The organism is Streptomyces sp. NPDC005931, from assembly GCF_042871235.1.
Taxonomy (GTDB): Bacteria; Actinomycetota; Actinomycetes; order Streptomycetales; family Streptomycetaceae; genus Streptomyces.
In genome coordinates this window covers 108330-131926 of the sequence record NZ_JBIAIG010000016.1, presented here as the reverse complement: position 1 = coordinate 131926, position 23597 = coordinate 108330, and the positions used below count along the sequence as shown (strand labels likewise).

The 23597-nt window shown below is 69.6% G+C and carries 14 protein-coding genes and 5 pseudogenes; 13 read left to right on the top strand and 6 right to left on the bottom strand.

Features of this window, described 5'->3' with window-relative positions; genetic code table 11:
* Positions 1–169: 169 nt before the first annotated feature.
* A pseudogene (locus ACFYOV_RS28970) lies at positions 170–852 on the bottom strand (IS701 family transposase); the annotation flags it as partial.
* Between the two features lie 302 nt (positions 853–1154).
* Here ACFYOV_RS28970 and ACFYOV_RS28965 point away from each other — a divergent pair.
* Positions 1155–1304: pseudogene (locus ACFYOV_RS28965) on the top strand (IS5/IS1182 family transposase); the annotation flags it as partial.
* A 111-nt stretch (positions 1305–1415) separates the two neighbouring features.
* Here ACFYOV_RS28965 and ACFYOV_RS28960 read toward each other — a convergent pair.
* The gene (locus ACFYOV_RS28960) at positions 1416–3182 is read right to left on the bottom strand and encodes an NACHT domain-containing protein (RefSeq protein WP_389092570.1); all 1767 of its coding nucleotides are present in this window, start codon (positions 3180–3182) and stop codon (positions 1416–1418) included.
* Positions 3183–4154: 972 nt separating this feature from the next.
* On the opposite strand from ACFYOV_RS28960, the gene ACFYOV_RS28955 reads away from it, so the two are divergent.
* The 9 genes and pseudogenes from ACFYOV_RS28955 to ACFYOV_RS28915 all read left to right on the top strand — a co-directional run.
* Entirely contained in the window at positions 4155–5477 is a 1323-nt protein-coding gene (locus tag ACFYOV_RS28955) for a ParB/RepB/Spo0J family partition protein (RefSeq protein WP_389092567.1), read from the top strand.
* A gap of 84 nt (positions 5478–5561) precedes the next feature.
* On the top strand, positions 5562–5933 hold the full coding sequence (locus ACFYOV_RS28950; protein ID WP_389092565.1) for a hypothetical protein: 372 nt from the start codon (positions 5562–5564) through the stop codon (positions 5931–5933).
* A gap of 402 nt (positions 5934–6335) precedes the next feature.
* On the top strand, positions 6336–6755 hold the full coding sequence (locus ACFYOV_RS28945) for a hypothetical protein (protein WP_389092562.1): 420 nt from the start codon (positions 6336–6338) through the stop codon (positions 6753–6755).
* A gap of 49 nt (positions 6756–6804) precedes the next feature.
* The gene (locus ACFYOV_RS28940; protein ID WP_389092560.1) at positions 6805–7464 is read left to right on the top strand and encodes a cell envelope biogenesis protein OmpA; all 660 of its coding nucleotides are present in this window, start codon (positions 6805–6807) and stop codon (positions 7462–7464) included.
* Positions 7458–8093, top strand: coding sequence for a hypothetical protein (locus tag ACFYOV_RS28935; protein ID WP_389092557.1), 636 nt, complete (start codon positions 7458–7460; stop codon positions 8091–8093). The genes ACFYOV_RS28940 and ACFYOV_RS28935 overlap by 7 nt, the downstream gene beginning before the upstream one ends.
* On the top strand, positions 8090–8254 hold the full coding sequence (locus ACFYOV_RS28930; RefSeq protein ID WP_389092554.1) for a hypothetical protein: 165 nt from the start codon (positions 8090–8092) through the stop codon (positions 8252–8254). The genes ACFYOV_RS28935 and ACFYOV_RS28930 overlap by 4 nt, the downstream gene beginning before the upstream one ends.
* A gap of 56 nt (positions 8255–8310) precedes the next feature.
* Positions 8311–8493, top strand: a pseudogene (locus tag ACFYOV_RS28925) (single-stranded DNA-binding protein); the annotation flags it as partial.
* A gap of 40 nt (positions 8494–8533) precedes the next feature.
* Positions 8534–8875: a hypothetical protein gene (locus ACFYOV_RS28920; protein WP_389092552.1), complete on the top strand. Its 342-nt coding sequence runs from the start codon at positions 8534–8536 to the stop codon at positions 8873–8875.
* A gap of 199 nt (positions 8876–9074) precedes the next feature.
* Positions 9075–9572: pseudogene (locus tag ACFYOV_RS28915) on the top strand (DNA-processing protein DprA); the annotation flags it as partial.
* 122 nt (positions 9573–9694) lie between these two features.
* Here ACFYOV_RS28915 and ACFYOV_RS28910 read toward each other — a convergent pair.
* The 4 genes and pseudogenes from ACFYOV_RS28910 to ACFYOV_RS28895 all read right to left on the bottom strand — a co-directional run.
* Entirely contained in the window at positions 9695–10369 is a 675-nt protein-coding gene (locus ACFYOV_RS28910; RefSeq protein ID WP_389092549.1) for an RNA polymerase sigma factor, read from the bottom strand.
* A complete protein-coding gene (locus ACFYOV_RS28905; RefSeq protein ID WP_389092547.1) occupies positions 10369–10518 on the bottom strand; it encodes a hypothetical protein in 150 nt (49 codons plus the stop codon). Before ACFYOV_RS28905 ends, ACFYOV_RS28910 begins: the two co-directional genes overlap by 1 nt.
* 109 nt (positions 10519–10627) lie before the next feature.
* Positions 10628–12997 carry a M48 family metalloprotease gene (locus ACFYOV_RS28900; protein ID WP_389092545.1) on the bottom strand — a complete coding sequence of 790 codons (2370 nt, stop codon included), beginning with the start codon at positions 12995–12997 and terminating at the stop codon, positions 10628–10630.
* 1513 nt (positions 12998–14510) lie between these two features.
* Positions 14511–14953 (bottom strand): annotated as a pseudogene (locus ACFYOV_RS28895) (IS701 family transposase); the annotation flags it as partial.
* 159 nt (positions 14954–15112) lie between these two features.
* On the opposite strand from ACFYOV_RS28895, the gene ACFYOV_RS28890 reads away from it, so the two are divergent.
* The 3 genes from ACFYOV_RS28890 to ACFYOV_RS28880 are packed head-to-tail and all read left to right on the top strand — an operon-like array spanning position 15113 to position 23591.
* Positions 15113–17311 carry a hypothetical protein gene (locus ACFYOV_RS28890; protein ID WP_389092543.1) on the top strand — a complete coding sequence of 733 codons (2199 nt, stop codon included), beginning with the start codon at positions 15113–15115 and terminating at the stop codon, positions 17309–17311.
* A complete protein-coding gene (locus tag ACFYOV_RS28885; protein ID WP_389092540.1) occupies positions 17308–19005 on the top strand; it encodes a hypothetical protein in 1698 nt (565 codons plus the stop codon). The genes ACFYOV_RS28890 and ACFYOV_RS28885 overlap by 4 nt, the downstream gene beginning before the upstream one ends.
* Positions 19002–23591: a DUF6603 domain-containing protein gene (locus ACFYOV_RS28880; RefSeq protein ID WP_389092538.1), complete on the top strand. Its 4590-nt coding sequence runs from the start codon at positions 19002–19004 to the stop codon at positions 23589–23591. The genes ACFYOV_RS28885 and ACFYOV_RS28880 overlap by 4 nt, the downstream gene beginning before the upstream one ends.
* Positions 23592–23597: the final 6 nt, after the last annotated feature.

The window sequence follows — 23597 nt, the reverse complement described above, 5'->3', positions numbered from 1 at the left end:
CAGCGGTTCCAGCTTCGGGCCCCGACGAGGAACTGGCGCACCAGCAGCAGAAGTCACACCGCAACTAACGATCAACTACTGGCGCAGGACACTAGTAGGACTCCGTTAGGTCTGCCTTGATCTTGGTGTGGCTCTGCTGGGCAGGTGGTGCAGATGCCGGACCAGCAGTTCAGCAGGTCCTGGAGGGCGTCGAGGATCCGGTAGAGGCTGAGTCCGCTGTATCGGCTTTTGGCGCCAGTCGCTGCTCGGTGAGGAACGCGTGGGCGGCGGTGACCAGGGTGACGTGGTGATGCCACCCCGCCCAGGAACGTCCCTCGAAGTGGTCCAGGCCCAGGCCGTGTGCTTGAGTTCCCGGTAGTCGTGCTCGATGCGCCAGCGGATCTTTGCCAGCCGGACAAGTTCGGCCAGCGGGGTGTCGTCGAGCCGGTCAGACAACCAAAAGCGGGTCGGTTCGTCCTCGGCGTCGGGCCATTCGGCCAGGAGCCGCACCTCGGGCAGGACACCGTCCCACCGGCCGTGCCCGGCCACCGCGGCTGCCTGGGCCAGCCGGCGCGAGCGCACCCCGGCCGGCCGGACCCGCATCGCGAGGAAGCGCGAGGTCATCCGGCCGCGGGAGCCTTCCCGCCAGGTCACCTCCTGGAAGGCGTCCCGTCCGGCGGCCGCCGCCAGGTCCGCCACCGTCACCGGTGGCTGCCGGTAGCGAGGAACCGGTCGGCGGCCGGTGCCGGACCAGGCCGGGGCATCGGGGTGCGCGTCATGCGGCTGGACGGTGATATCGCCGCGGATGCCGACCACGTACGCGTGTCCCCGCTCGGCCAGGCCGGCGCGGAAGTCGGCGTTCTGGCCGTAGCCGGTTCCACAAGAGCGTGCGCCTGCTCGACAACGATGCGTTCTGGGTGCACGTTTGACATTCACTGTTAGATACAACGCTTCCGTGGTTACCGATGCGCCCAAATCGTCACGCCTTGTGCTGGCGGCCAATGTCGTACACCTCGATCTGCGCGCTGAACCAGAGCCCACAGATTGCGGACGCACCCGGGACATCGTCGAAGTGGTCGTACACGCCGGCCGAGGTTGAGGATGACGGCAGCCTTGACCGCGCCGAGGTCGTGCACACGCAGGTCCGCAAGACCGCCGACGGCCAGCCCGGTGACGTCCTTCCGCGCCGTTGGGTGGTGGAGAGGTCGCTTTCGTGGATCATGCGGGCCCGTCGGCACTGCCGGGACCGCGAGAGGCTGCCGCAGGTCAGCGAGTCGCTCATCACCTGGGCGGCCATCACGCTAATGACCCGACGGCTCACTCGCAAACCGGCACGACGACCCAAGTGGGGACCGCTCGCTCCGGCCGTGATGGAGGCCGCCGCCTGACGGCCGACACCCATCTCCTGCCCAGAGCAACTTTTCGGCTGGCTCCCATCAGTCCCTGGAAGGCGGTCGGGATGATCGCGCCATCAGCCAGTCTTGGAGTTCACGGTGTCGGAAGTCGTACGCAAGACCGGCGACGCGAAGCAGACCCGCTTCACAGGCCCAGTTGAGGAACGCGCCGGTTCGCCAGGGCAGGCGAGTATGCACCAAGAAGCGAAAAGTCACAAACCACACGCACCACCTAGCCGGTTCCACGAGGAGTAGGTATCCCAACGCGCCGAGAACAGCTGCGGGCCAGGAAACCCAGGCATATAGAACAAGGGGCGTGGCGTAGACCGCGTCAATGACGGTCAACCCAGCCATGCTCACTGCACCTGTCAGCAGAACGCGGCGCAGCGGTGCCAGAGGGCCGCCAGGCGCTGTGGAATTGGAGTGATCAGCTGACAGCACTGGCCGCTTTCCCGTGACGACAGCACAGCCCTTTACCACTGCGCTACCGAGCGTGGGCAGGAAAGCCGCAGCTGGCACGACCACCCATAGCGTGAGGACCGCCCAGAGCACCAAGCCGTCCGGCAAAAACGGTGGTCCCTGACTGGTGAAAGCTCTGACGACCTGGTCATGAACGAACGGCCAGACGTTGAAGGCCATCAAGAAGGTTCCCAGCGCTGCGGCGGCCGCAGCCAAGGCAAGCATCTCAATCTTGAATTCACCGACGACATCCGACTGTCGGCCCGCGCTCTCGAAGTGCAGCGTACGAGGCCCCGATCGATCAATAGCGGCGAAACCTCCAAGTGCCAGCCCTACGCCGAGGCACATCAACAGAATCTCCAGCGGAGACGAAGGAAGGTATGCATCACTCTCTTCGCGGGTCACGTAGTCGACGAGCGCAAACGCTAACGCCCCCAGGACGGTCCCTACGGCTGCCGCGATGGCACGGGCTGGCCATCCCCTCCCCAGCCCCCACAGTTCGTGGAGCACGATGGACTGCCGTCCGGTGTCGTGCAAGTACCGGGCCAGTTCACCGAGCCATCGCTCGGCATCCAGAGGGCTGTATCGGCCTCGCTGATCGACTGGGTGCATATCGACCGCCGCGGACACGTAGTGTCCGAGGAGATGCTCATCGGCAAGACCTTGCCGGGCACGGTCGACGAGTACAAGCGGGTCTGTCCCCGCGGCGTGCACTGCGGCAACCATGGTCAGGCGCCATGGCGTGGACAGCCATTCCACAGGTGCCGCATCGTCAACCCGCCCCAGGGCGTCCAGAAGTACCGACCAGCGATCAGGAGACGTCGTCTCGCGCTGATCAAGGTAGGCGCGTGCCTGGCCCGCAGTGACCGGGGAGATCTGGATATGGGCAGCCTGGAACACACGGTGGTCGGAGGCAATGAGTGCCTGGTAGCGCCAGGAACGGCAGGTGAGGACCACGGGCGCACCGCTCCTGCCGTCGAGGTAGCGGTTGAGTGCGTCGACCACGGCGATGGCGCGCGGCGTGGCGGCGTGGGGATCACTGTCTCCGTCCATCTCGTCGAGCCCGTCCAGGACAGGAAGTACCCGGCGGGCGCCGACGAGGACATGCGCGTCGCGCACGGGGAAGTCGTATTCGGCGGCGACGCGTTTGGCCAGCCACACCCGAAAATCGGATCCCGTGTCCCAGTCGGTGAGCGTGAGCCGGACCGGGACTGGTTCCTCCGCAGCGCGGTTTTCCAGCAGGCCTAGGACCAGTTCGATGGCCATGAAGGTCTTTCCGGCGCCGGGCGAACCGGTGATCACCAGCCTGCGCGGTCGCAGAGCACGGTAGAAGTCGGCGATGGTATCCATCTGACCGCCCCGGCTGGGGACTACCGCAGCAAGGGCAAGCTCATCCCTGACACGAAAGCCAAGGTTGATCGGGCCGTAGGGACGATGCCCGTCACCCAGCAACTGCCGTCTCTGAAGCCCCCACCGGTCCCTCGAGCTGCGCGCCAGCTCCTCAGTCAGTGCCTCCACGTCAGCCTGAGCCCGCTGTCTCAACAGCACTGCCAGCAGAAGTGCGAGGAGTCCGAGGGGCACAGCACCGACGGCTGCCCAGTCAGGCGCTTTGTACCGCCCGCTCACCCCCGCCTGCAAGACCCATACCGCCGTCAGCACAGCACAGAATGCGAGTACTACGGCACTCAGACGCCAGCGGCGGTCGCGCCGCCCTCCCCCGACCGACATGCACTGATGATGCTCCATCAGTGGTCACCAAGGTCGGGAAAACGAGAAGCCCAGACCCAGCCCCGCCCCACGGGCGACAGCACACGGATGAACTCATCGACGCCCGTCGGCATCAGGAAATCGCAAACAGGCTCTGACCCCCTGACCGTCGACGCGGGCGGGCGCTGCGGCGCCCGCCCGCATGAGGCATCCAGCACGCCGGTCCCGATCCCGTGCCACGTCTGCCACGGGGGCCGCCCTCTACGCTTGCCGGTCCTGCGGCGGCCGGGCCACCGCGGCAACGTTCCCCGTACAGAGCGCCGAACGGCTCGTCGTGCTGGGGCGTGCTCCAGGTCCTCATCTTCGAGGCCGAGATCCGGGCCGCACACCGCAGCCGGCCCCCGCGCGCCACCTGAGCCCGCGCCCACCCTTACCCGCTCAGACCTCCCACAGGAGAGGCTGAGCCGCAGGCGGCCCTCACTTTCCCTGCGTTTTAGCAGGTCAAGGGGTATCTAGCCCTCACCCTGAAAAGGTCTAATATTTGAAATGAGACGGAAGGCGATCACCCTCCCGGCCGCACTCATCCGCCATTACGGCATGGAGAAGGAGAGACCCATGGCTACCGCCGTCTCGACCCCGGCCAGCACGCCCGCCGCCCCCGAGGAGAACAGCACGCAGGTGGTTGTGCTGGACGCCGCGCTGCTGGTGCGCGACGAGTGCAACGCCCGTGAGCACGACACCGAGCCGGACGAAAAGCTGATCACCTCCGTGAAGGAGATCGGCGTTGAGGAGCCCATCAGCGTCCGGCCCCGGTCCGACGGCACCTACGGCGTGTTCAAGGGCTGGCGGCGCGCGCAGGCCGCACAGGTCGCCAACGCCACCGCCGAGGCGGAGGGCCGCCCGGTGCGCCCGGTGAAGGCGTACGTGCGTGAGGATCTGATCGGCCGCGATGGCTGGACGCGGTTCCTGTCGCTGGTGGAGAACGACCACCGCGAGGGCATGAGCGAGCGCGACACCCTGCGCGCGCAGGAACTGGCCCTGATCGACATGAGCGAGGTCGACCGCCGTACGGCCACCAAGGCGCTGGGGGTCGGCCGCAACGCGGCCAGGCAGGCCAAGGCGGCGCAGAAGCCGGACGACGCCACGCTGCGCCGGGCGGCGGCCGGAGGAATGGATCTGGAGCAGACCGCCCAGCTCGCCGAGGTCCAGGACGTGCGCGGCGCGGAGAACCGGCTGCTGCGGGCGCTTCGGCGCGACCACGAGGAGGGCGGCGGCGGGCGCGGTCACTGGGATCAGGAGATGGCGCTGCTGAAGGCCGAGCAGGCCGACGCCGCCGCCCGCGCCAAGGCGGTGGAGGAGCTCAAGACGGCAGGGATCCCGTTGCTGGGGACGGTGGGGTACGGGCAGAAGGACCCGTCCCGGCCGCTGGCCGAGCTGACCACGGGTCTGGGTGCGCCGCTGACCGAGGACAACCACAAGGGGTGCCCCGGTCACAGCGCCCGGCTGGACGAGGAGCACCGGCCCGTCTGGCACTGCGCCGACCCCGCTGCGCACGGCCACAAGGTGCGCCCCAAGCCCAAGCAGCCCAAGACCGAGGAGCGTGCGCGGACCGTGGCGTGCAATCGAGCCTGGAAGGCGGCCGCCGGTCCGAGGCAGGAGTTCGTCAAGCGGCTGGTGCGCGGCAAGACCCTGCCCGAGGAGGCCTGGCAGTTCGCCCAGCGGATCCTGCTGGACCTGCCCCGCTTCTACGGCAAGTGGGCTGACCGGCAGCGCACCGAGACCCTGGCGCTGCTGCTGGAGGCTCTCGGCCAGGCCGACAACGGCAGCTACCAGCTCTCCGAGGTCGAGCAGCAGGCCGTGGCCAGCCACCGGCCCGACGCCGACGGCGACGGCGACGCCAGCACCGAGGCCGACAGCGACGCCAGCGCCGACGCCTGACGCTCCTCCCCTCCCCGAAAGCTCCGGCCGGGCACACCCGGTGCCCGGCCGGTCATCCCCTCCCCTCAGAGAGGAAGAACCACCATGTCCATCGGTATCGACGACGTGCGCGCCTTCATCGGGCAGCTGCCCGACGCGGCAGCCGTCGCGCAGGTGCAGGAGGCCGCCGCCCGGCGGCTCAGCGAGCTCGACAAGGCCGCCCACGACGGCATCGTGGCCGGTCGCCGGGCCCGCATCAGCGACTCGCTGCGCCCGGCCTTCCTGCGCCGCCTGACCGGCACCGTGCAGGAGCGCAACCGCACCGGCACGCGCGCGGGCTTCCTGCTGGACGAGGAGTCCACCCGGCTGCTGCGCACCGACCCGCGCAACCGCTACCGCATCCCCGAGGGCACCAAGCGGTTCCGGCTGCCCGGCAACGGCGTCCCGGTCTCCTGCCTCGAGCTGATCGAGGACTGACCGCCCCCTGGACCGCCGGGCAGGGCAGAGCGCTCACCGCCCCGTCCTGCCCGGCGGGCCAACAGCCGCCACAGCGCGGCCGCTCCCCCTCCCCCGTCAGACTGTTCGAGAAATCAGAGGCGACCATGGTCATCTCTGACGGCACCGTTGCAACCGCCCGGGCGTACGCACGCGACATGAGCGGCGCGCCCCTGCCCGAAGCGACGGGCCGAGGAGCTGGAGCAGGACAAGGAACTGCACGAGCTTTACGCCGACGGCATCCCCGACAACGCCGTTCCGGCCCTGGTGCTCTACCCGCTCGGCTGACCCGGCCGACACGGGGGCGGGACCGCCTACACAGGTTGTCCCGCCCCCGCCTGCCCGACCCCCATTCCCCAATGACGGAAGCGAGGCGTTCCCGCCATGCCCAACTCAGCGTCACCGCCCGAGGCGCGAGCGCGCACGCCGGTGCTAGTCATCAGCGACAGCCCCGACGACGACCCGATCGGCCTGCAACCCTGCACTGTCCCCCTGAGGTGCCTGCCCTCCCCGCTGTTCAGCGCCGAGGAGTACCAACTCGCCCCACTCGTGATCCTGGACGACCGCAGCTACACCGCCTTCACGCTGCGCCACATGCCCCACCGCCCCGGCCTGATCCTCACGCTCGCCGACCCCGGCGACGACACCGTCCACCCACGGGCCGCGGCCATCGGCGCCGAGGCCATCCTCCGCACCGGACAGGACCTGTCCTGGCTGCATCTGCGCCTGCACGCGGCAAGCGACTGCCACTACGCCCGCTGGGAGGAACTCCTTACCGGCCCTCCCCCACCGCCCGGTACCTGAGGCCCACCTGCCCAGCAATCTTCAATCCGAAGGAGAAAGGAGAAAACTGATGCACCCGATACCCCAACGCTGTGCGCGCCGGCCGCTGTCGGGCGGGCTGGTGGTGCCGTGGGTGTCCCTGGTCCACGGCGGCCACGCCGTCTTCGGCAGCCTGGACGCCGACCGGGCCCGCGCCGCCTTCCTGCGGTGCCTGTGCCAGATCTGCGGCCAGCTGCTGGACGAGCGGTGCTACCTGATCGTCCGCCCGGCCGACGCTGCCCGCGGGCACTCCCCCGAACCGGCGCTGCACCCCGAGTGCCTGCCGTATGCCGCCGCGCAGTGCCCCATGCTCAACGGCACCGCCACGCACTACCGCCGCCGCCCCGTCCTGGCCACAAACCCGGCCGGGCGGCCCTGCACCGATCCGGCCTGCCTGTGCCCGCCCCGCTCCCCCGACGCAGACCACACCGCGCGTAGCGGCCGCCCCGCCGACCGCTACGAGGCCTGGATGATCCACACCCGCACCTACCGCCTGGTCTTCGCGCCTGACCGGCCCGAGGCGGCCATCGGCATCACCATCGACGTGCCCGTCCTGCGCCGGCGCCTGCTGCGCACCGCCGCCATCACTCCCGACCAGCAGCACCTGATGGACCTGTGCCACGCCCTCCTGGGCGAGTCCCTGACCCCTTCCCGCCCCCGTACCACACACGTAGGGAGACCTCCGTGCTGATCACACCGGACCCAGCCACGCCCGAAGGCGAGGCCATCCTCGACTTGGCCGAAGAGCTGGACGCATTCCAGGCCCGCACCGGCGAGTGGCCGGGCGCGGACACCGTCGACATCCTCGGCGACTGGCTGAGCCGTTTCTCGTTTGCCACCTCCGAGGACGTCGCCGTACAGACAACCGGCCGGGCATGGGTGCTGCGCCAGTGGGACCGGCACGGCGACGACGTGACGCTATGGGCCGACCAAGCCTCCGCCCTGGCCTCACTCGCGCAGCACGTGCGCGGCTCGTGGGACAACGCCAGCGGCCAGGCCAGCGTCCCGCAGCACCCTCCGGCCGACGACCGAACGGCCGTGGATCTCTACTACGGCACGGACCGGCACCGCGGTGACGAGGGCTACACGCTCTACACCGACGACATCTTCCGCTGCCTCCGCACACCCATCAAACTCAACCTCACCGATCCCGAGGCCTGCGCGGAGGCCAACAGCGCGGCCGTCTTCCACCCGATGGACGGCCCCGACGACGAAGGCGTGCCCTGCATCGAACTGGCGGGAATCTTCGTCTTCGCCTGGACACCGACATACGAGCCGTCCGGGTCTCGGTCCATCTCGACACCGCCGATGAGCGGTTGACCCGGGCCGACGGCACGGTCCCGCTCCAGGTGAAGGTCGAGGACGCCACCGTGGCCAGCACTCTCAAGACGCGGCCGACCCCCCTGCGCGTCCCCGCTTGGAAGGCCCTCCTTCGACGGCTCGCCGACCGCTCCGCCCTCCACGACGCCGGAGCGCAGTGACAGGGGGTTGACCCTCCCCCGAAGAAAGTCCATTATTTGATTTGAGAGCTGTTCACATGGCTCCGTCCGTCACGCACGTGTCCGGCACCGTCACCGGCAACCTGGAAGTCCGCTTCACCGACTCCGGTCTCGCCGTCTGCCGATTCCGCCTCACCCAGACCCCCACCCAGTGGGACGCAGCCGCGCAGCAGTGGCGTGACGGGGCCCCGATCCGCTATGTGTGCACCGCCTGGCGGGACTTGGCCCGCCACGCCACCGAGTCCCTCACCGACGGGGTCAGTGTCCTGGTCACGGGGCGACGTCACCGAGATCCGGGACAACGCCGTCTACCTGAGCGTGGACGACCTCGGCATCAGCCTGCGCCAGCGCATCGCCTACACCGAGACCAGCCTGCCCAGCCCGGCCGCCGCCGCTCCCATCTCCCCCACCGTTCCGGCCGCTTCGGTCGCTTCGGTCGCTGCCCCCGCAGCGGCACAGCCGGCCGGGGCGGTGGCCGGCGTCCCGGCCGCCGGTCAGGCGGGCCATCCGCCCGCCTGGTGGGAGCAGCGGCGGGCCGCCGGATGGCACCGCCCCGCCGCGCGCACGCCGGCCGACGCCGTCTCCCCGAACACCGGCCCCTGACCCCTCTCCCTTCCGTCCTCCACCGCGCCGCCTGGTCGGCACCGGTTCGCCTGCCGGTACCGCCCCCTCCCGGACCCTCCTTCACCGCACCGCCTCGTGGGGCGCCGGTTCGCCTGCCGACGCCCCACCCCTTCCCCCTCTTTTCTCATCCCTTCGGTGCCGGTTCGCCGCCAGCGCCGCGCCATGTCTGGAGACCGTCATGTCTGCTGTCCGTATGCCGTCCGAGCGCTCCGCGCTCGCCGCGCTCGCCGCCCACTTCACTCCCGAGCAGGTCGCCGCGGACCTCGCCGCTCACAGCGCCGCCGAGGTGTGGCAGCAGCGCGTGCGGGCCGATGCGAGCGGGCGCCTGGCCCGGTACCGGCCCGATCAGGAACTGGATCGGGCCCTGTTCACCTGCCAGTTCGTCATCCCCTCCGACGAGGGGTGGCCCACTGCCCTTGCGGTGCTGGGCGAGCTTCGGCCGCTGGGTCTGTGGGTGCTGGGCCGTGACCACCTGCCGCAGCTGACCGCCAACACGGTGGCGTCCACCGGCAACCGCAACGCCACCGCCCAGGCCCTGAGCGCCGCCCAGGACTCTGCCCGCGCCCTCGCCGGGGCCGGGCACACCGTCACCGCCAAGCTCGCCTTCGGTGTGGACGCCGCCGCTCACCAGGCAGCCGGGCTGGCCGGGCCGGCCGGCCTGGCCGTCCTGCCGCGCGGCCTGGACCGCAGTCACCCCTACGCCGACGCGGCCCTGATGAAGCAGATCCCCGCCTGTGGCGGACCCCTGCGGGCCTCGGTCGAGCACAGCCGAGGCCCGCGGACGTCACGCCGGGAGGATCACCACCATGACCCCAGCACGGCGAGCGTTCCGACGACCAGAGCGGCAAGCAGGAGCAGGGACACGAGGGCGGCCCGCGGGTGTGCGGTGCGATCTGCGAAGACGCCTAGTCCGGCCCCGTTCTGCCGCTCTGAGACGACGCGGCGTCCGCGGAACACGTGCACCCGTGCGGTGCTGGGCTTCATGTCCATGGCAGTTGCGATGCTTGAGTAGCTCCAGTCGGCGACGATCCTGAGCAGCACCGCGTCCCGCTGTGTGTCGGGCAGGCGCAGAATCTCGCCCATCACGGCGCCGGCCTCCGCCGCCCACTGGGGATCGGAGAGGGCCGAGGTGGATGTCCAGCGTGGCAGGCCCGACGCGGGCTCCAACCCGGCGTGGTCGACGGGCGTGGAACGGCGGACATGGGCGGGCAGGTCCTGACATTTTTGCTGCACTACTGTGTGGAGCCACCCCAGCGGGTTGCCGAGGTGCTCGGTCATCGTGGGCCAGGTCGTCAGGGCCGCGACGAAAGTCTGCTGGACGATGTCCTCCGCGTCGGCGGCCGACGCCGGGTGTCCGTGCTTCGCCAGCTGTCTTCCGGCGAAGCGCAGGAGGTGCTCGCGGTGCTCGCGGTACAGGTCCTGAATCCGATCCGCCCACTCGCCGGGGTCCTGATCAGGCGTCTGCATCGTCATCAGTCGTCCAGTCCCGTCTCACAAGGGTTGAGCGTGCGGCTGCGGCGAGCCTGTTCACGCAGGGCCCACCACTGGGTGACCGTTTGCGCGAGGAGTAACAGGATCTGTGCCACGGTGACAACCAGGTCGAGCCAGAGGTGTTCGGTCATTCCGCGTTCGGCCTTTCTGCGGGGGCCGTCCGCACGGACGGCCGTACACCCCTTACGAGAGGCCGGTCGCCGGTTCGTTTACCGCCCTCTCCGGATTTCTTCCAGTTGTTCAGGGCAGAATGGCGAAACCCGCGACGAGCATGGCGCACTGGAGGACGAGGACGACGACGCCAGCTGTCGGGCGCTGCCCGTTCCGGCGTGCCGCAATGACGGCCCGGACGGCGAAGTAGACGCCCACTGGTGCACAGCACGCACCGACGAGAACCCCCTGGGCCGCCCACCGCAGAGGGCTGGGCCCGGCCGGTTGGGCAGCCAGATGTGCGGCCCGCCTCTCCGTCCGGCGCCCGTCCGGGCGAGGAGGCGCCGTGAGCCGGCGTGCCGCAGCCCGCTGCAGCAGAGCAATCACCAGGAAGAAGCCCAGGAACAACGGAAGGAACGGCATCATCTCGTCGCTGTCGGCGCGGGCCATGATCGCCACGACCGGGATCGCGGGCACAAGGTTCCATACGACCAAGGCGGCAACGCTATTACGCCGCGCACCACCACGGTTGAGGTCGATGGCTGCCAGCGCGCGGTGCGTCGCGGTAACTCGGACCGCCTGGCGCCCTCCGAGTAGCCGGGCCGCCGGGGTCGGTTTCCTCGGAATCTTCTCGACGACGGCACCGACTACTGCTCGTGCCTCGGCTCCGCGGTGCAGCGCTTCTACCGGGTCGGCCTGATGCCGACGTCGACGTCTGCGCCACCCGAACTCCTCCATCCGCAGCCAGGTGCCGTCCTTCAGAAAGAGGTCAGTGCCCGCCTCGGCGGGCTGCAGGGGACGCGCAGAGGCGATTTGGCGGAACGCGATGAACAGGCCGGGCTCGGGCGGGCCGTGCACGGCGGTCTCCAGCCGGGCTGCGAGTCTGTGGCCGAACGTGTCCCAGGCCATGTCGTGCGGATTCGCCGGGAGGAGGTACAGGCCCGAGGTGCGCACCAGCACGTCGTACGGCTGGCCATTGAGGCGCACCGCGAGAGCACCAATCAGTTCGCCCGCGTCGTCGGCCCCGGTGTCAGAGCGCGGTGAGGGACGTCCATGCCGTTCGTCAACTCCCAAAGCCCGCAGCTGGTCCCGAACCGAGCGCACGAGCAGGGGGGCCGCCCGGCCTCCCGTGACGACGGGAAGGACATCGGGAAGTGCTCTGTCCGGCAGCGCTCCCTGTACTGGGTCCGGCCTCCAGCAGGCGGCGCCGGAGGCAACCGCAGCAAGCACGACGGCGTCCTGGAGTGCCTGCCCAAGTCTTTCCATGCTGCCGGTCGTGCCAGCGACTGCTCCGGGACGGATGCGGTCGCGCAGCAGCAGCTCGGCAAGTCGGCCACCGTTACCGGCGGCAATCAGCTCCCAGACGCACGACAGACCAGCCACGGGGCTGCCATGGATCTCGGCAGCAGCCCGGTAGAGGGCGTCAGCGCTGTCCTGGCGGCGTCCGACAGCGACAGCGGTCACGTGTTTGTCGAATGGCTCACGTGCGAAACCTGGGGCAGGCAGCACCAGATCGTCCAGCCGACTGGAGTGCTCAAGACCTGGCACCAGGTCCCAAGACCGGGCAACCCGCGGCTGCGGGACTTCCACTCCGGTGGCGTCGGCAGGTGCAGCATCGGACAGAAGTGCCTCGATCCTTTCGGCCAGTGGCGGGTGCGTGTCCCACGCCCCAGGCTGGCGCACGGGGCGCCGGGCAGCACAGCCCGAGCCGCCCGCAGCCCGGAACCGGCCGAAAGCTGACAGGATTCCTGCCGGCGCGCATCCGGTGCGCGCCGGGTTGATGTTCTCGCCGACGAAGCGCTGCCAGTCGGCCGCGACCGTGTGTACCTCCTCAATGGCGGCGGCCGCAGTATCAGGGTCGGTGACCCGCGCCGCGCAGCGGTCGGCCAGGAACTCCTGGCGCCGCAGCACCGAGGAGGAGACTAGCGAGTACAGGTGGAGATATCCCTGAAGGACCAGCCGATGCGGTGCTCCCGGGGGGACAGAATCAACAACCCGGGCCAGCAGGTCCCGCCCGCCGTACGTGATCACTGCCAGCCGCGTGTCCAGGTGAGAGAAATGAGCCAGTTCGTGCCCCAGGACGGCGGTGAGGTTCCGTGGAGGCAGGGCCGTGAGGAGCGGTGCCCCCACGCACAAGGAACGCCTGCCGCGGACCAGGCCCAGCAGTCTTGGCTGCTCCACAACGTACGCGTTGGATTCGGCCGTCACGCGGATCTCGTGCGGCCGCCGCGCGCCTACCGCGGCGGCTATGCGCGCCACGTGGTCCCACAGAATCGAAGCCTCGGCCTCGGTCACGAGGATGCCACGCTCCGGTCCGCTGCGGCCGACGACGCTACGCGCCACCGCAGCCACCGTCCCTGCGGCCAGAGCGAGTGCCAGAGCCGCGAGCTTCACAGTGGCGATGTTGACACCCTCGGTGGAGATCAGCACGGCTCCGGCGGTCAGGGCGAGCACAAGCACGCACGGCACTACGTACACCCCGGCGAGAAGGACCACGGCCGTCCCCGCACGTACGGTTAGCCAATAGCTGCCACGTCCCCGTTCACCGGTGCGCATGCCACCCCTTTCAGTGACTAGTGAAGAAGATTCTGGCAACTTCGCCGCGCGGAGCGTGAGGTAAAGCAAAATGCGGTCGCGTACGAAAAAGTCGAGACAAAATGCGTGACCGGTACACGAATAGAGGACGGCCTCCTGAGCACGTCCACACAGTTCCCGTTCCGACTTGTACGGCACCACCGCCAGAGAGCGCCAACTGCATCGATGGGCCGAACCAAGTGGCAGGTCTCGCCGACCGGCACCACCCCGCCCGGACAGCCGCGGTCACCCAGCCCCTGCACGGGGGAGGCAACCAGCATCCCTGCGACAAGTCGATGATCAGACTGGCGTTCCGGACCAGCAGCTGCGGGCCCAAGGGAGTCAACCTACATCCGCGGCTGCCCGGCTCGGCTGCGACCGACCAGGGTGCCGCCAATCGGATCATCGACGTGATGGGGCGTGAGCAAAGTCAGCCCTGCGGCGTCCCGGTGGATCCTGGCAGCACTCACCCCGGCTCCTTTGAGCCGGATCGCCTGGCTGATCGAACTACTCAGCCACGCCCTGGTCAACGCTACTGGCGGGCATGGTCGACGAAGCCCCCGCCCACAACACTTCAGGAACTGATCAACACACTCGGAAGTGGCAGACCTCTTGATCTTTACTGCCCGCTCCAACAAACCACTGCTGGCTGTGGATTTTGCACCTCGGATACGACGCTTCCTCCACGGGCTTACCGCGCAGACCAGGCCCCAAGGCGGAACGGTCGACGCCACCTTGGCTGTGCGGTGACCAGGCCGGTTCCTCGGCAGCCGCCGTTCACGATGACCGTGGCGTGGTCGACAGCGTCATTCACCGTGAGCCCGCCCACCAGGCCTGTGAACCCGCACGCAATGCCCGCCCAGAGTCTCTATCGGCGCGCGGGTCCCAGCGCGAGCACGTCCAAGAATTCGCGAACTCGCGTGCTTCCGACCGGGCCGCACAGAAGGTCCGCCGCCAAGAGCAGGGCCACCAGTACGTCGAGGCCCGGCTGATCGCGTTGGGCGCCCCCGTACCGCGGGCCGGGTGCGATCCCGCGGTGTGGCTGCGGGAGGCCCTGGCAGCGATCGGTGCCCGTACCGTCCGCCACCGCGGCGCCCACAGGTTCTGCAGACAGTTCCCATGTGTTGCCGCTTGGCCGACGAAGCTACCAGCACGACTGACTTTTGGCGACGACTGCCGTCCCAGCAACCGTCTATTCGATGACTCGAACGGGATCCTCAGCTCCACCTCTGAGTGGTGCCAGCATTGGCGTAGCTGATTACTGACCATTTCAAGGGCTGTGTCCGCGTCGTTCATAGTGGCTGAGGAGGGCCTGGTGTTGCCGTAGTCGCCAGTGCGACCAGCGCAGAATCTGATCGACGGGTGCGGGTCGGAGGTCGGTGAGGCGGTGATCAACTGCGGATCCCGGCGAGGCCGAGGTGGATGAGCTGGGAGGATCCATTTCTGCGGTCTCGGTCTCCAGCGGGCGGGTGTGCAGGGCAGCCAGACAGGCGCGTGCGGCCATGGTCAATGTCATGTGGGGCTGCCAGCCGGGGTAGCGACGGACCTGGTAGTCGTCCAGGCCGCACTCCTACTTCGCGCTCTGGAAGCACTGCTCGTTCGCCCAGTGGCCGCCCGCGATGCGGATCAGCCCGTCCAAGGTGGTATGGCGGCAGTAGGCGATGTAGTAAGAGATCCCCTCGGGGCCTGCTGATGCTGCGGCGGGTGATCACTCAGTGCTGGCGGTTGGGCAGGTGCCAGGACCTGACCTTGACGCAGGCCGTGTGTAGACGCGCGCCGGCCGTGGACGCCCTCGCCGCAGGAATGGCATTTCCACTTCTGCCGCGGGAGAGCGCTGAACAGCGGCTCACCCAGTTGGAGGCTTGTGCGCTGCCGCGACAATCTATGCAATGGTGATTACTGGGTGTGATCGACTCATCACGTTGTAGGGCAGGGTGATCCCATGGGCGCGGCCGGGCATAGGTACACCGGCAGGCTGGACGATCCGGCTTCGGTCTCACGATGAGTCACCGTGGCCGTGCCCTGGACGGCCAGATTCGCGAACGCGTCGTACCGCATTCCAGCTCACCCAGCGTCCAGGCGGGTGAGCAGGTGACGCGGGGCAAGGTGGGCAATTTCGGCACCGGTTCCGCCGGGCTGATCGTCCGGAAGACCGGGGCACAGGGCCGCTACGTCCTCACCTGCGGCCACGTCCTCGGCGCGGCGCCGCTGGACAGTACGGCGACGGATGCCAACCAGGTGTATTCGCCCGAGTTGAGCACATGCTGCGGCGCCGAATGCAGCAACCCCGTCGGCAACGTCGTACGCGACACGCTGCCCCAACTCGTGGACAAGGCCATCCAGAACAAGGTCAGGATCGGCCAGATCGACTTCGCCGTGGATGCCGCGCTCGTCGAGCTGAGCGGCAACACCAAGGCGTGGAACGAGGTACCCAAGATCGGGAAGATCCCGGCTGTCCGGGACCTCATCTCCGAGTGGTCGCTGTCCAGCGCCACACCGACCGAAGGCGACCTGCCCGCGGCGCGCCGGATCCCGGTCACCAAATACGGCGCAAAGACCGGCCTCACCAAGGGCACGATCGCCGGTCTGCGGAAGGTGCCGATCAAGGAAGTGGTCAACGGTCAGGTGGTCCCCGGGCAGACGGCATGGCTGTTCGAGGTCGAGGCGGTGGCGCCCACGGGCACACCACCGGTCGAGGAGTACAAGCTCGACATGGGGCGCTATCGGACCGACGACCCCAGCGTCACCCCGTCCGACATCGCAGCGGAGTTCAGCGGCTCGGGCCTGACCGTCACGGTCGGCGGGTCCTCCACCCAGCCCACCCTCGTGGTCAGGGGAGCCCTGTTCTCCCAGCCCGGCGACTCGGGTGCACCCATCGTCGACGGCGACCACAAAGTCGTCGGCCTTCTGACCAGCGGCGTCGTCAAGGATGTCTTCGTTGTGGGGCAGTCGGCGCCGGTGCAGATCCTGCTCGGCCGGTCGCACGGCCTGTTCATCGACCCGGTGTTCCGGCACCTGAAGGTGGAACTGCTCCCGCCCTCGCTGAGCTCCGCGGGCCGGCCGGTCGCTGTACCGGGAATGCCCCTCACACGTGCACGGCCCGTGGACTGGTCGGCCGTCCGTACCGCCTGGGCAGCCGTGGAGGACGGCGAGCTCGGCGCCCGGCTGGGAACACTGGTCCGCCACCACCTGCACGAGGTCCGTCACCTCGTCCACCACAACCGCCGGGTTATGGTGACCTGGCACCGCTGCAAGGGTCCCGCCTTCGTCAACGCCGCCCTGCACGCCGCGGACCAGCCACGGTGGCCGCTGCCCGCCGCGATCGACGGCGTCAGCCCGGCGCAGGCGCTGCGTGCGATGCGGGACGTGCTCCTGGCCGAGGGCAGCGCGTCACTGCGCGCCGACATCGCCGCACACCAGGAACAGGTCCTCGACCTCGCCGAGCGGACCACGTCGCTCCTCGACGCGCTGCGGCTGGCGGGCCGGGCAGCCCCGGCGGCCCTGCGGATCGTGAACGCCCGTGGTGTGCCTGGCGTCGTCGGCGCCCTGGTCCGTGACCCCGGGGGAGTTTCGTACCTCCTCTCCAGCCATCACGTGGTCTTCGGAGCCGGAGCGCAGGAAGGTGACGCCGTGTGGGCCTTGCCCCCCACGGCCGACCCCGGCGACCCGGGCGTGCCGACCCGTCTCGGGCGCGGCCGGCGGGGGCACCTGGGGCTCGTGAAGTTCGCCGGGGAAACGTGTTTCGTCGACGGCGCGCTCATCGAACTGGACGACGCCGCGGACCGTCCCGCGTGGCTGCGCGAGGCTCTCACGGGCGCCTGGCCCAGGGAAGTGGCGCAGGCGGAACCCGGAGCCCCGGTGCACAAGAGGGGTCCGGCTACGGGCCTGACGCAGGGCACGCTGCTCGATGTCGCCTACCCCGACCGGCCCTTCATCGAGGGGCACACGTGGACGGCACCCGGTCAGCTTCTGGTCGCCTCCCAAGATCCGGACCGGGCGTTCTCGGCGCCGGGCGACTCGGGAGCCCCTCTGCTGGACGAGCAAGGGCACATCGTGGGCCTGCTGTGGGGAGCCACTGCGGCCGGTGACGGCGTCGCCTGTCCGGCCGAACCCTTGCTGCACCGTCTCGGCGTCGTTCCCTTCGGCGTGTTCGAACGCGTGGGCGCGCAGGAGTCCCAGCGCCGGGAGGAGTCCGTATGACGTCCGCGCCCGCCACGACGGCCGAGTGGCGGCAGTTGCTGCCCCGGGCGCGAGAACTCCTGCGCGCACTGCCCGGCGTCCGGGACGTGGGTCTCGGCGTAACGCCCACGGACAGCACCTCGCTGGTGTGGCGCGTCTATGTGCGCGACGACCGCGATGCCGTAGGTCACGCCGTGCCGGTGCGGTTGCTCGGGCTGCCGACCCACGTCGTGACCGCCCCGGCCAGTCGGCAGACGGCGGACGCTCCCTTCGTCATGGCCGGCGCCAGCATCGAGACCAATCACGGGAAGAAGCCGGGTTCCATCGGTGGCTTCGCACGCGACCGCAACGGCAACCCCGTGCTGGTGACCTGCTCCCACGTCCTGTTTCCAGGTTTCAAGATCATCGACGATCTCGCCGTCTACACCCCGCATTACAGCAGTTGCTGTTTCAACGGTGTCCGCATCGGCAGGCCGGTGTACGACCGGAACGTCAAGGCGCAGCCCACAGAGCTCGACGAATGGGTGGGCGGTTACCACGCCGGCACCTGGACCGGCGGTTTCAACTGGATTCCAGCGAAGGTCCGAGTCATGGGAACCGCGGTGAACGGTCACGCCAGCGAGGTCGACTGCGCGACGGCGCGACTCGACCCGGGTGTCAGGTTTCACAATGCCTGGCAGGTCGACCTCGGAGGCTCGACGACCACCATCCCGATCAAGGGAGCCGTCACCGACGGGCTGGGCATCGTCAAGGGGCCCCCGTTGGGCACCCTGCCGAGCCGTGAGCAGTACGTGCGGGTCTACAACGCGGTCAACGGCACCCTGAGGTTCGGAACGATGCTCAGCAACACACTGGCCGAGCCGGACGTCGGCGACCCCGATCGACTCATTATGAAAGTCGGGAACTCCGACGACAGTGACCACGGGCGCGGCATGAAGGCGAGCGTGAACCAGTTCATGATCCTTCCGAGGCCGAGCCCGATTCCCGGCCAGTCGTTGAGCGACAGCTACCGCAACGGCGAGGAGCTGACCTTCGAGGGCGGTGACTCGGGCAGCTTCGTGATCAACCACGAGAACCTCGTCATTGCCATGATCATCCGCGCCGGCCCGATCAGCGAATACATCAAGCTCGACCGCAGCGCCTTGGAGTTCTCCAGCATCCGCAACCTCGGCGTCGCCACTCCCATCGGCAAGATCCTCGACCACCTCCAGGTGACCATCCCGGCCGCCGAGCAGGGTTGGTCCGGCACCGTCCCCAGCGCCGGTACTGCGTCCCCCGTCCTTCTGCGCGGCCCGGCCTCGGCCGCCGAAGTGGCCCGGCGGCGCACCGCGGAGGAACTACGACGCCAACTTCGGACCAGCGTGCTCGGCCGGCTGCTGCTGGGCAAGATCCAGCAACACCGATCCGAGGTACGACGGCTGCTGTCCTCGGTGCGCGAGGTGACCTCGGCCTGGCACGCCCTCCAGGGGCCCGGTTTCCACCACCACTGCGTGACGAGCGCCGAGCGCCCAGGACATCCTGTTCCCCACAGCATCAACGGTGTGGGCCGGGCCCAACTGGTTGGCGTCATGCTGCCGTTGCTCATCCGGCACACCGGGCCACCGCTGCGCCGGGACCTGGAACGCTACGGGCGGCTGCTGACCGAGGCACTGCTGACGGTGGACACCCTACAGGACGTGCCCGGGGCGCTCGCCCGTCCGGGAAGCCCGTCATGACGGGCCGGCACGGCACGCTGGAGGCCCTGGTGGGCCAGCTCGGCACGCTGCTGTCCCCGCTCTGCGGCCTGAGCCAGAAAGGGGCCCAGGACTTCCTCGCCGAGATCGGCCTGCCGCTGACCGACGCGCAGGCCGCTTCCCTCGCCCCCACGCTAAGCACCACCACCGGCGCCGTCGGATTCCTCGTCGAGCTGCTCGACGGGCTGCGGTCGGCCGTCGCCGCGGAGCAGTGGGACGCCGTCGTGCGACAGATCGGACAGGTCGGCGGCCAGATCACCACGATCGTCTCCGGGTTCGACGGACTCAAGACGGCTCTGACGGGCCTCAACCTGCCCGGCGCCGGCCAGATCCTGCCGAACCTGCCGGAGCGGGTGTTCAACCTGCTGCTCGTCAAGCACCTGGAGGGCAACCAGGGCGTCAACGAACTCCTCGAGTTCCTCGGCGTCCTGGCGCGCACGGACCACAACACCGGCCTGTTCGATCCGCAGAAGCCGTTCTTCACCGAGAACACGTTCCAGTTCCAGCGGATCGGGGGCTGGCTAAAGTCGCCACTGGCGCAGCTCGCCACGCTGTACGACTGGGGCACACCGGGATTCGACGGCTCGAAGATCCTCACCGTCCTGGACCGGCTGGCCGCTCACGCCGGGCTGCCCGCTCTCCTCGACACCACAACTACGCCCCCCACCCTCGACCTGGTCTTCGCCGCCCTCGTCCCCCGCAACGACGTCACGCCGCACGGCTTCGCTGTCACCCTGTCCCAGGGCCTGACCAAGGGCACGCAGGAGCGGTCCGACAAGTCCTGGTCCCTCACCCTGCGGCTGGACGGAGACGTGCCGGCCGGAACTGCCGTCGTCCTGCGACCCGGCGCGTCCACCGTCGAGCCGCCGCAGGGTACGACCGTTTCCGCGACGGCGGAGGTCGTGCACAGCTACCGCCGCGAAGCCGGGGACCCGGTGCTGCTGTTGTCGCTCCCCGGCGGCAGCAAGGTGACGGTCGAGCAGGTGGACTCCACCGTGCGGCTGCGGACGCGGCCGGACGGCGGCCTGGACGTCGGTCTCGGCCTCCAACTCCAACGCGGAGCCGTCCTCCTCACCCTGGGCAGCGACAGCGACGGCTTTCTCGCGACCCTGCTGAAGGACGTGCGCATCGAAAGCACCTTCGAGCTGGGCGCCCGGTTCTCGGTGGCCGACGGCCTGCGCTTCGAGGGCAGTGGCGGCCTGGAGGTGCAACTGGCCTCCCACGTCGGGCTGGGCGCCGTGGACCTCACGGCGCTCACCCTCAGCGTGGGCATCAAGGACAGCACGTTCATCCTCGGCCTAACCAGCGACGTGAAGGCGGCGCTTGGCCCCGTCACGGCCGCCGTCCAGGGCCTGGGCACCGAAATCCCCCTCGTCCTCGCCCCACTCGGAAAGGGCAACCTAGGACCGGTCGACATCCGGCCGGGCTTCCGGCCGCCCCGAGGTGTCGGCCTCTCGCTCGACCTCGCCTTCGTCAGCGGCGGCGGATTCCTGAGCCATGACCCCGCCCGCGGCGAGTACGCCGGTGCCCTGTCCCTGCGGCTCGCCGGATTCATCGACGTCAAGGCGATCGGACTCATCTCGACCCGCATGCCCGACGGCACTCCCGGCTTCTCGCTGCTCGTGGTGCTGACGGCCGAGTTCGGTGGAATCGGACTGCAACTGGGATACGGGTTCACCCTGCTCACGGTCGGCGGTCTGCTCGGCCTGCACCGCGCGATGAATCTGGCCGCCCTGACAGAAGGCGTCCGCACCGGCGCCATCGAATCCGTGATGTTCCCCAAGGACGTGGTGGCCAACGCGCCCCGCATCCTCAGCGACCTGCGCGCCTTCTTCCCCCCTCGGCAGGGCACGTTCCTGGTCGGCCCGATGGCGAAGATCGGATGGGGAACCCCCACTCTGATCAGCGTCTCCGTCGGTGTCATCGTCGAGGTACCCGGAAACATCGCGATCGTCGGCGTCCTGCGCTGCATCCTGCCCGCGGCGGACCTGCCCCTGATGGTCCTCCAGGTCAACTTCGTCGGCGCGGTCGAGTTCGACAAACAGCGACTGTGGTTCTACGCCCAGTTGTTCGAGTCGCGGATCCTCCTGATGACCATTGAGGGCGGGATGGGCCTGCTCGTCGACTGGGGCGGGGGAGACCTCGTCCTGTCCGTCGGCGGATTCCACCCGTCGTTCCGCCCGCCCCCGCTGCCCTTTCCCATCCCGCCCCGCATCTCCGTCGACATCATCCACCAGCCCTTCGCCCTCATCCGGGTCTCCGGCTACTTCGCGGTCACCAGCAACACCGTGCAGTTCGGCGCCCAGGCCGAACTCGTCCTCGGATTTGACGACTTCGGCCTGCAGGGACATCTGGCCTTCGACGCCCTGTTCCGGTTCTCCCCGTTCGCCTTCACCATCGACATCGCGGCCGACCTCACCCTGAAGGCCTTCGGTGTCGGCCTGTTCGGCATCCACCTGCGCTTCCAGCTCGAGGGCCCCGCACCGTGGCGGGCTCACGGCCGCGGCTCGATCTCGCTGCTCTTCTTCGACATCTCCGCCGACTTCGACCTGACCTGGGGTGACAGCACCAACCCCACACTGCCTCCCGTCGACGTCCTGGCACTGCTCGCCGACGAGATCGGCAAGGTGGAGGGATGGCGTACGGAGCTGCCCACCGGCGGCACCCAGGCATTGGTCAACCTGCGCACGCTGACCGCCGCCGACGGGCTGGTCCTGCACCCCCTCGGCACGCTGTTCATCCGCCAGCGCGTGATCCCGCTGCATGTGCGGGTGGACCGGGTGGGCGCCCAACGGCCGCTCGCCGGACACCGCTTCGGTGTCGCACCAGCGCCGGACAGCGGCCTGTCCCAGGCCTCGCTCACCACCGACCGGTTTGCCATGGCGCAGTTCCAGGACATGGACGACGCGGCGAAACTGACCGCTCCGGCGTACGAGGACCAGGACGCAGGACTGGAACTGGCCCCGCTCCAGGGAACCCTCGCCTCCGCGCGTGCCGTACGGCGCAGTGCCCGCTACGAGATGATCGTCGTCGACAGCAAGCGACGCCCCGCCGCCCTGCGGGCCGAAGGCCTCGTGCGCATCCCGGACTCGCCCGCGCCACCGTCGGCCAAGCGGCTGTGCACGGTCAGCCCCGCTGTGTTCCAGCAGCTCCTCAGCGGCAGCAGCACGAGCCGGACGTCCCTGTCCCGGCACGAGGCGGCACTGCGTCAGCCGTACGCCGACGACACCCTTCAGGTGACGGGAACGCGCTTCGTCGTGGCGCACCGGCGCAACAACCAAAGGGCGTTCCCACCGGGAGGTATCACGCCCACGCCCGCCGGTGGGCCGGCCGGCTTCCGCAGCCGCGCCGCTGCGGCCGACGCGCTCGCCGCGTGGGAGAGCGCCGACCGGCGCCGGCAGGACACGATGCACGTCATCCCCGAGTCGGAGATGGTCGGCACCCCGGCCACCCCCGGCGGCTGGACCGCCGTGGCCGGCGCCCCGGCGGCCTTCGCGGCCGACTCGGCCATGGACACGGCCGTGCTGGTGCAGCCGGGCCAGGCCCTGCTCGCCGGCGGCACGGACGCGACCGCGGGAGCGCGGACCGAGAGCGTGCTGTTCGACCCGGTCACCGGCGCGTGGACCCAGGCGGACCGGCTGCGCACGGCCCGCCACCGGCACGGCCTGGTCACCCTCGGCAGCGGAGGCGTCCTGGCCGTCGGGGGACTCGGCGCCGGCGGCGGCGTGCTGAAGTCGGCCGAAACCTACGACCCCGTCGCCGGGACCTGGACCACGCTCCCCGAGGGCATGAGCACGCCCCGGTACGGCCATGCCGTCACGGCCCTGTCGTCCAAGCGTGTCCTCGTCACCGGCGGCACCGGCACGCGCGGGGAGGTACCCGTCGCCCTGGCGTCCGCGGAGCTGTTCGATCCCGCCGCCCGCACCTGGACCGACGCCAAGCCGATGACGGACGCCCGCACCGGGCACCAGGCGGTGCTGCTGAGAAACGGTCGCGTCCTGGTCGTCGGGGGCGCCGCCACCACCGGCCGCGGATCCGCCGCTCTCACCTACTGCGAGCTGTACGACCCCACCACCGGCACCTGGACGCCCACGGGCAGCCTCGGCTCGGCGCGCGTCGGACACCAGGCGACACTGCTGCCCGACGGCCGCGTGCTGGTCACCGGCGGCGACGCCCCCACCGGCCGTTTGGCTGGCAGATACCGCGCCGGCAGCCTGGCCACCGCGGAACTCTACGACCCGGCCACCGGCCAGTGGATCCCCGCCGCCGCGATGCCCGGCGGACGCAGCCGACACCGGGCGGTCCTGCTCCCCACCGGCAAGGTGCTCATCCTCGGCGGCACGGGCGGACCCGGCTACCACACGGGGTACCGCAGCACGATCGCCTACGACCCCGCCGCGGACACCTGGTCGCCGGCCGGCGCACTCGTCACCGGCCGCTGGGACTTCACCGCCCTGGTGCTCTCCGACGGACGGGTCCTGACCGCCGGCGGCCGCGTCAGGAGCGGCGTGGCGGCGCCCGGGGAGCAGGACGTCCTCACCGAGACCGCCGAGATCTTCACCCCATGAACGCAC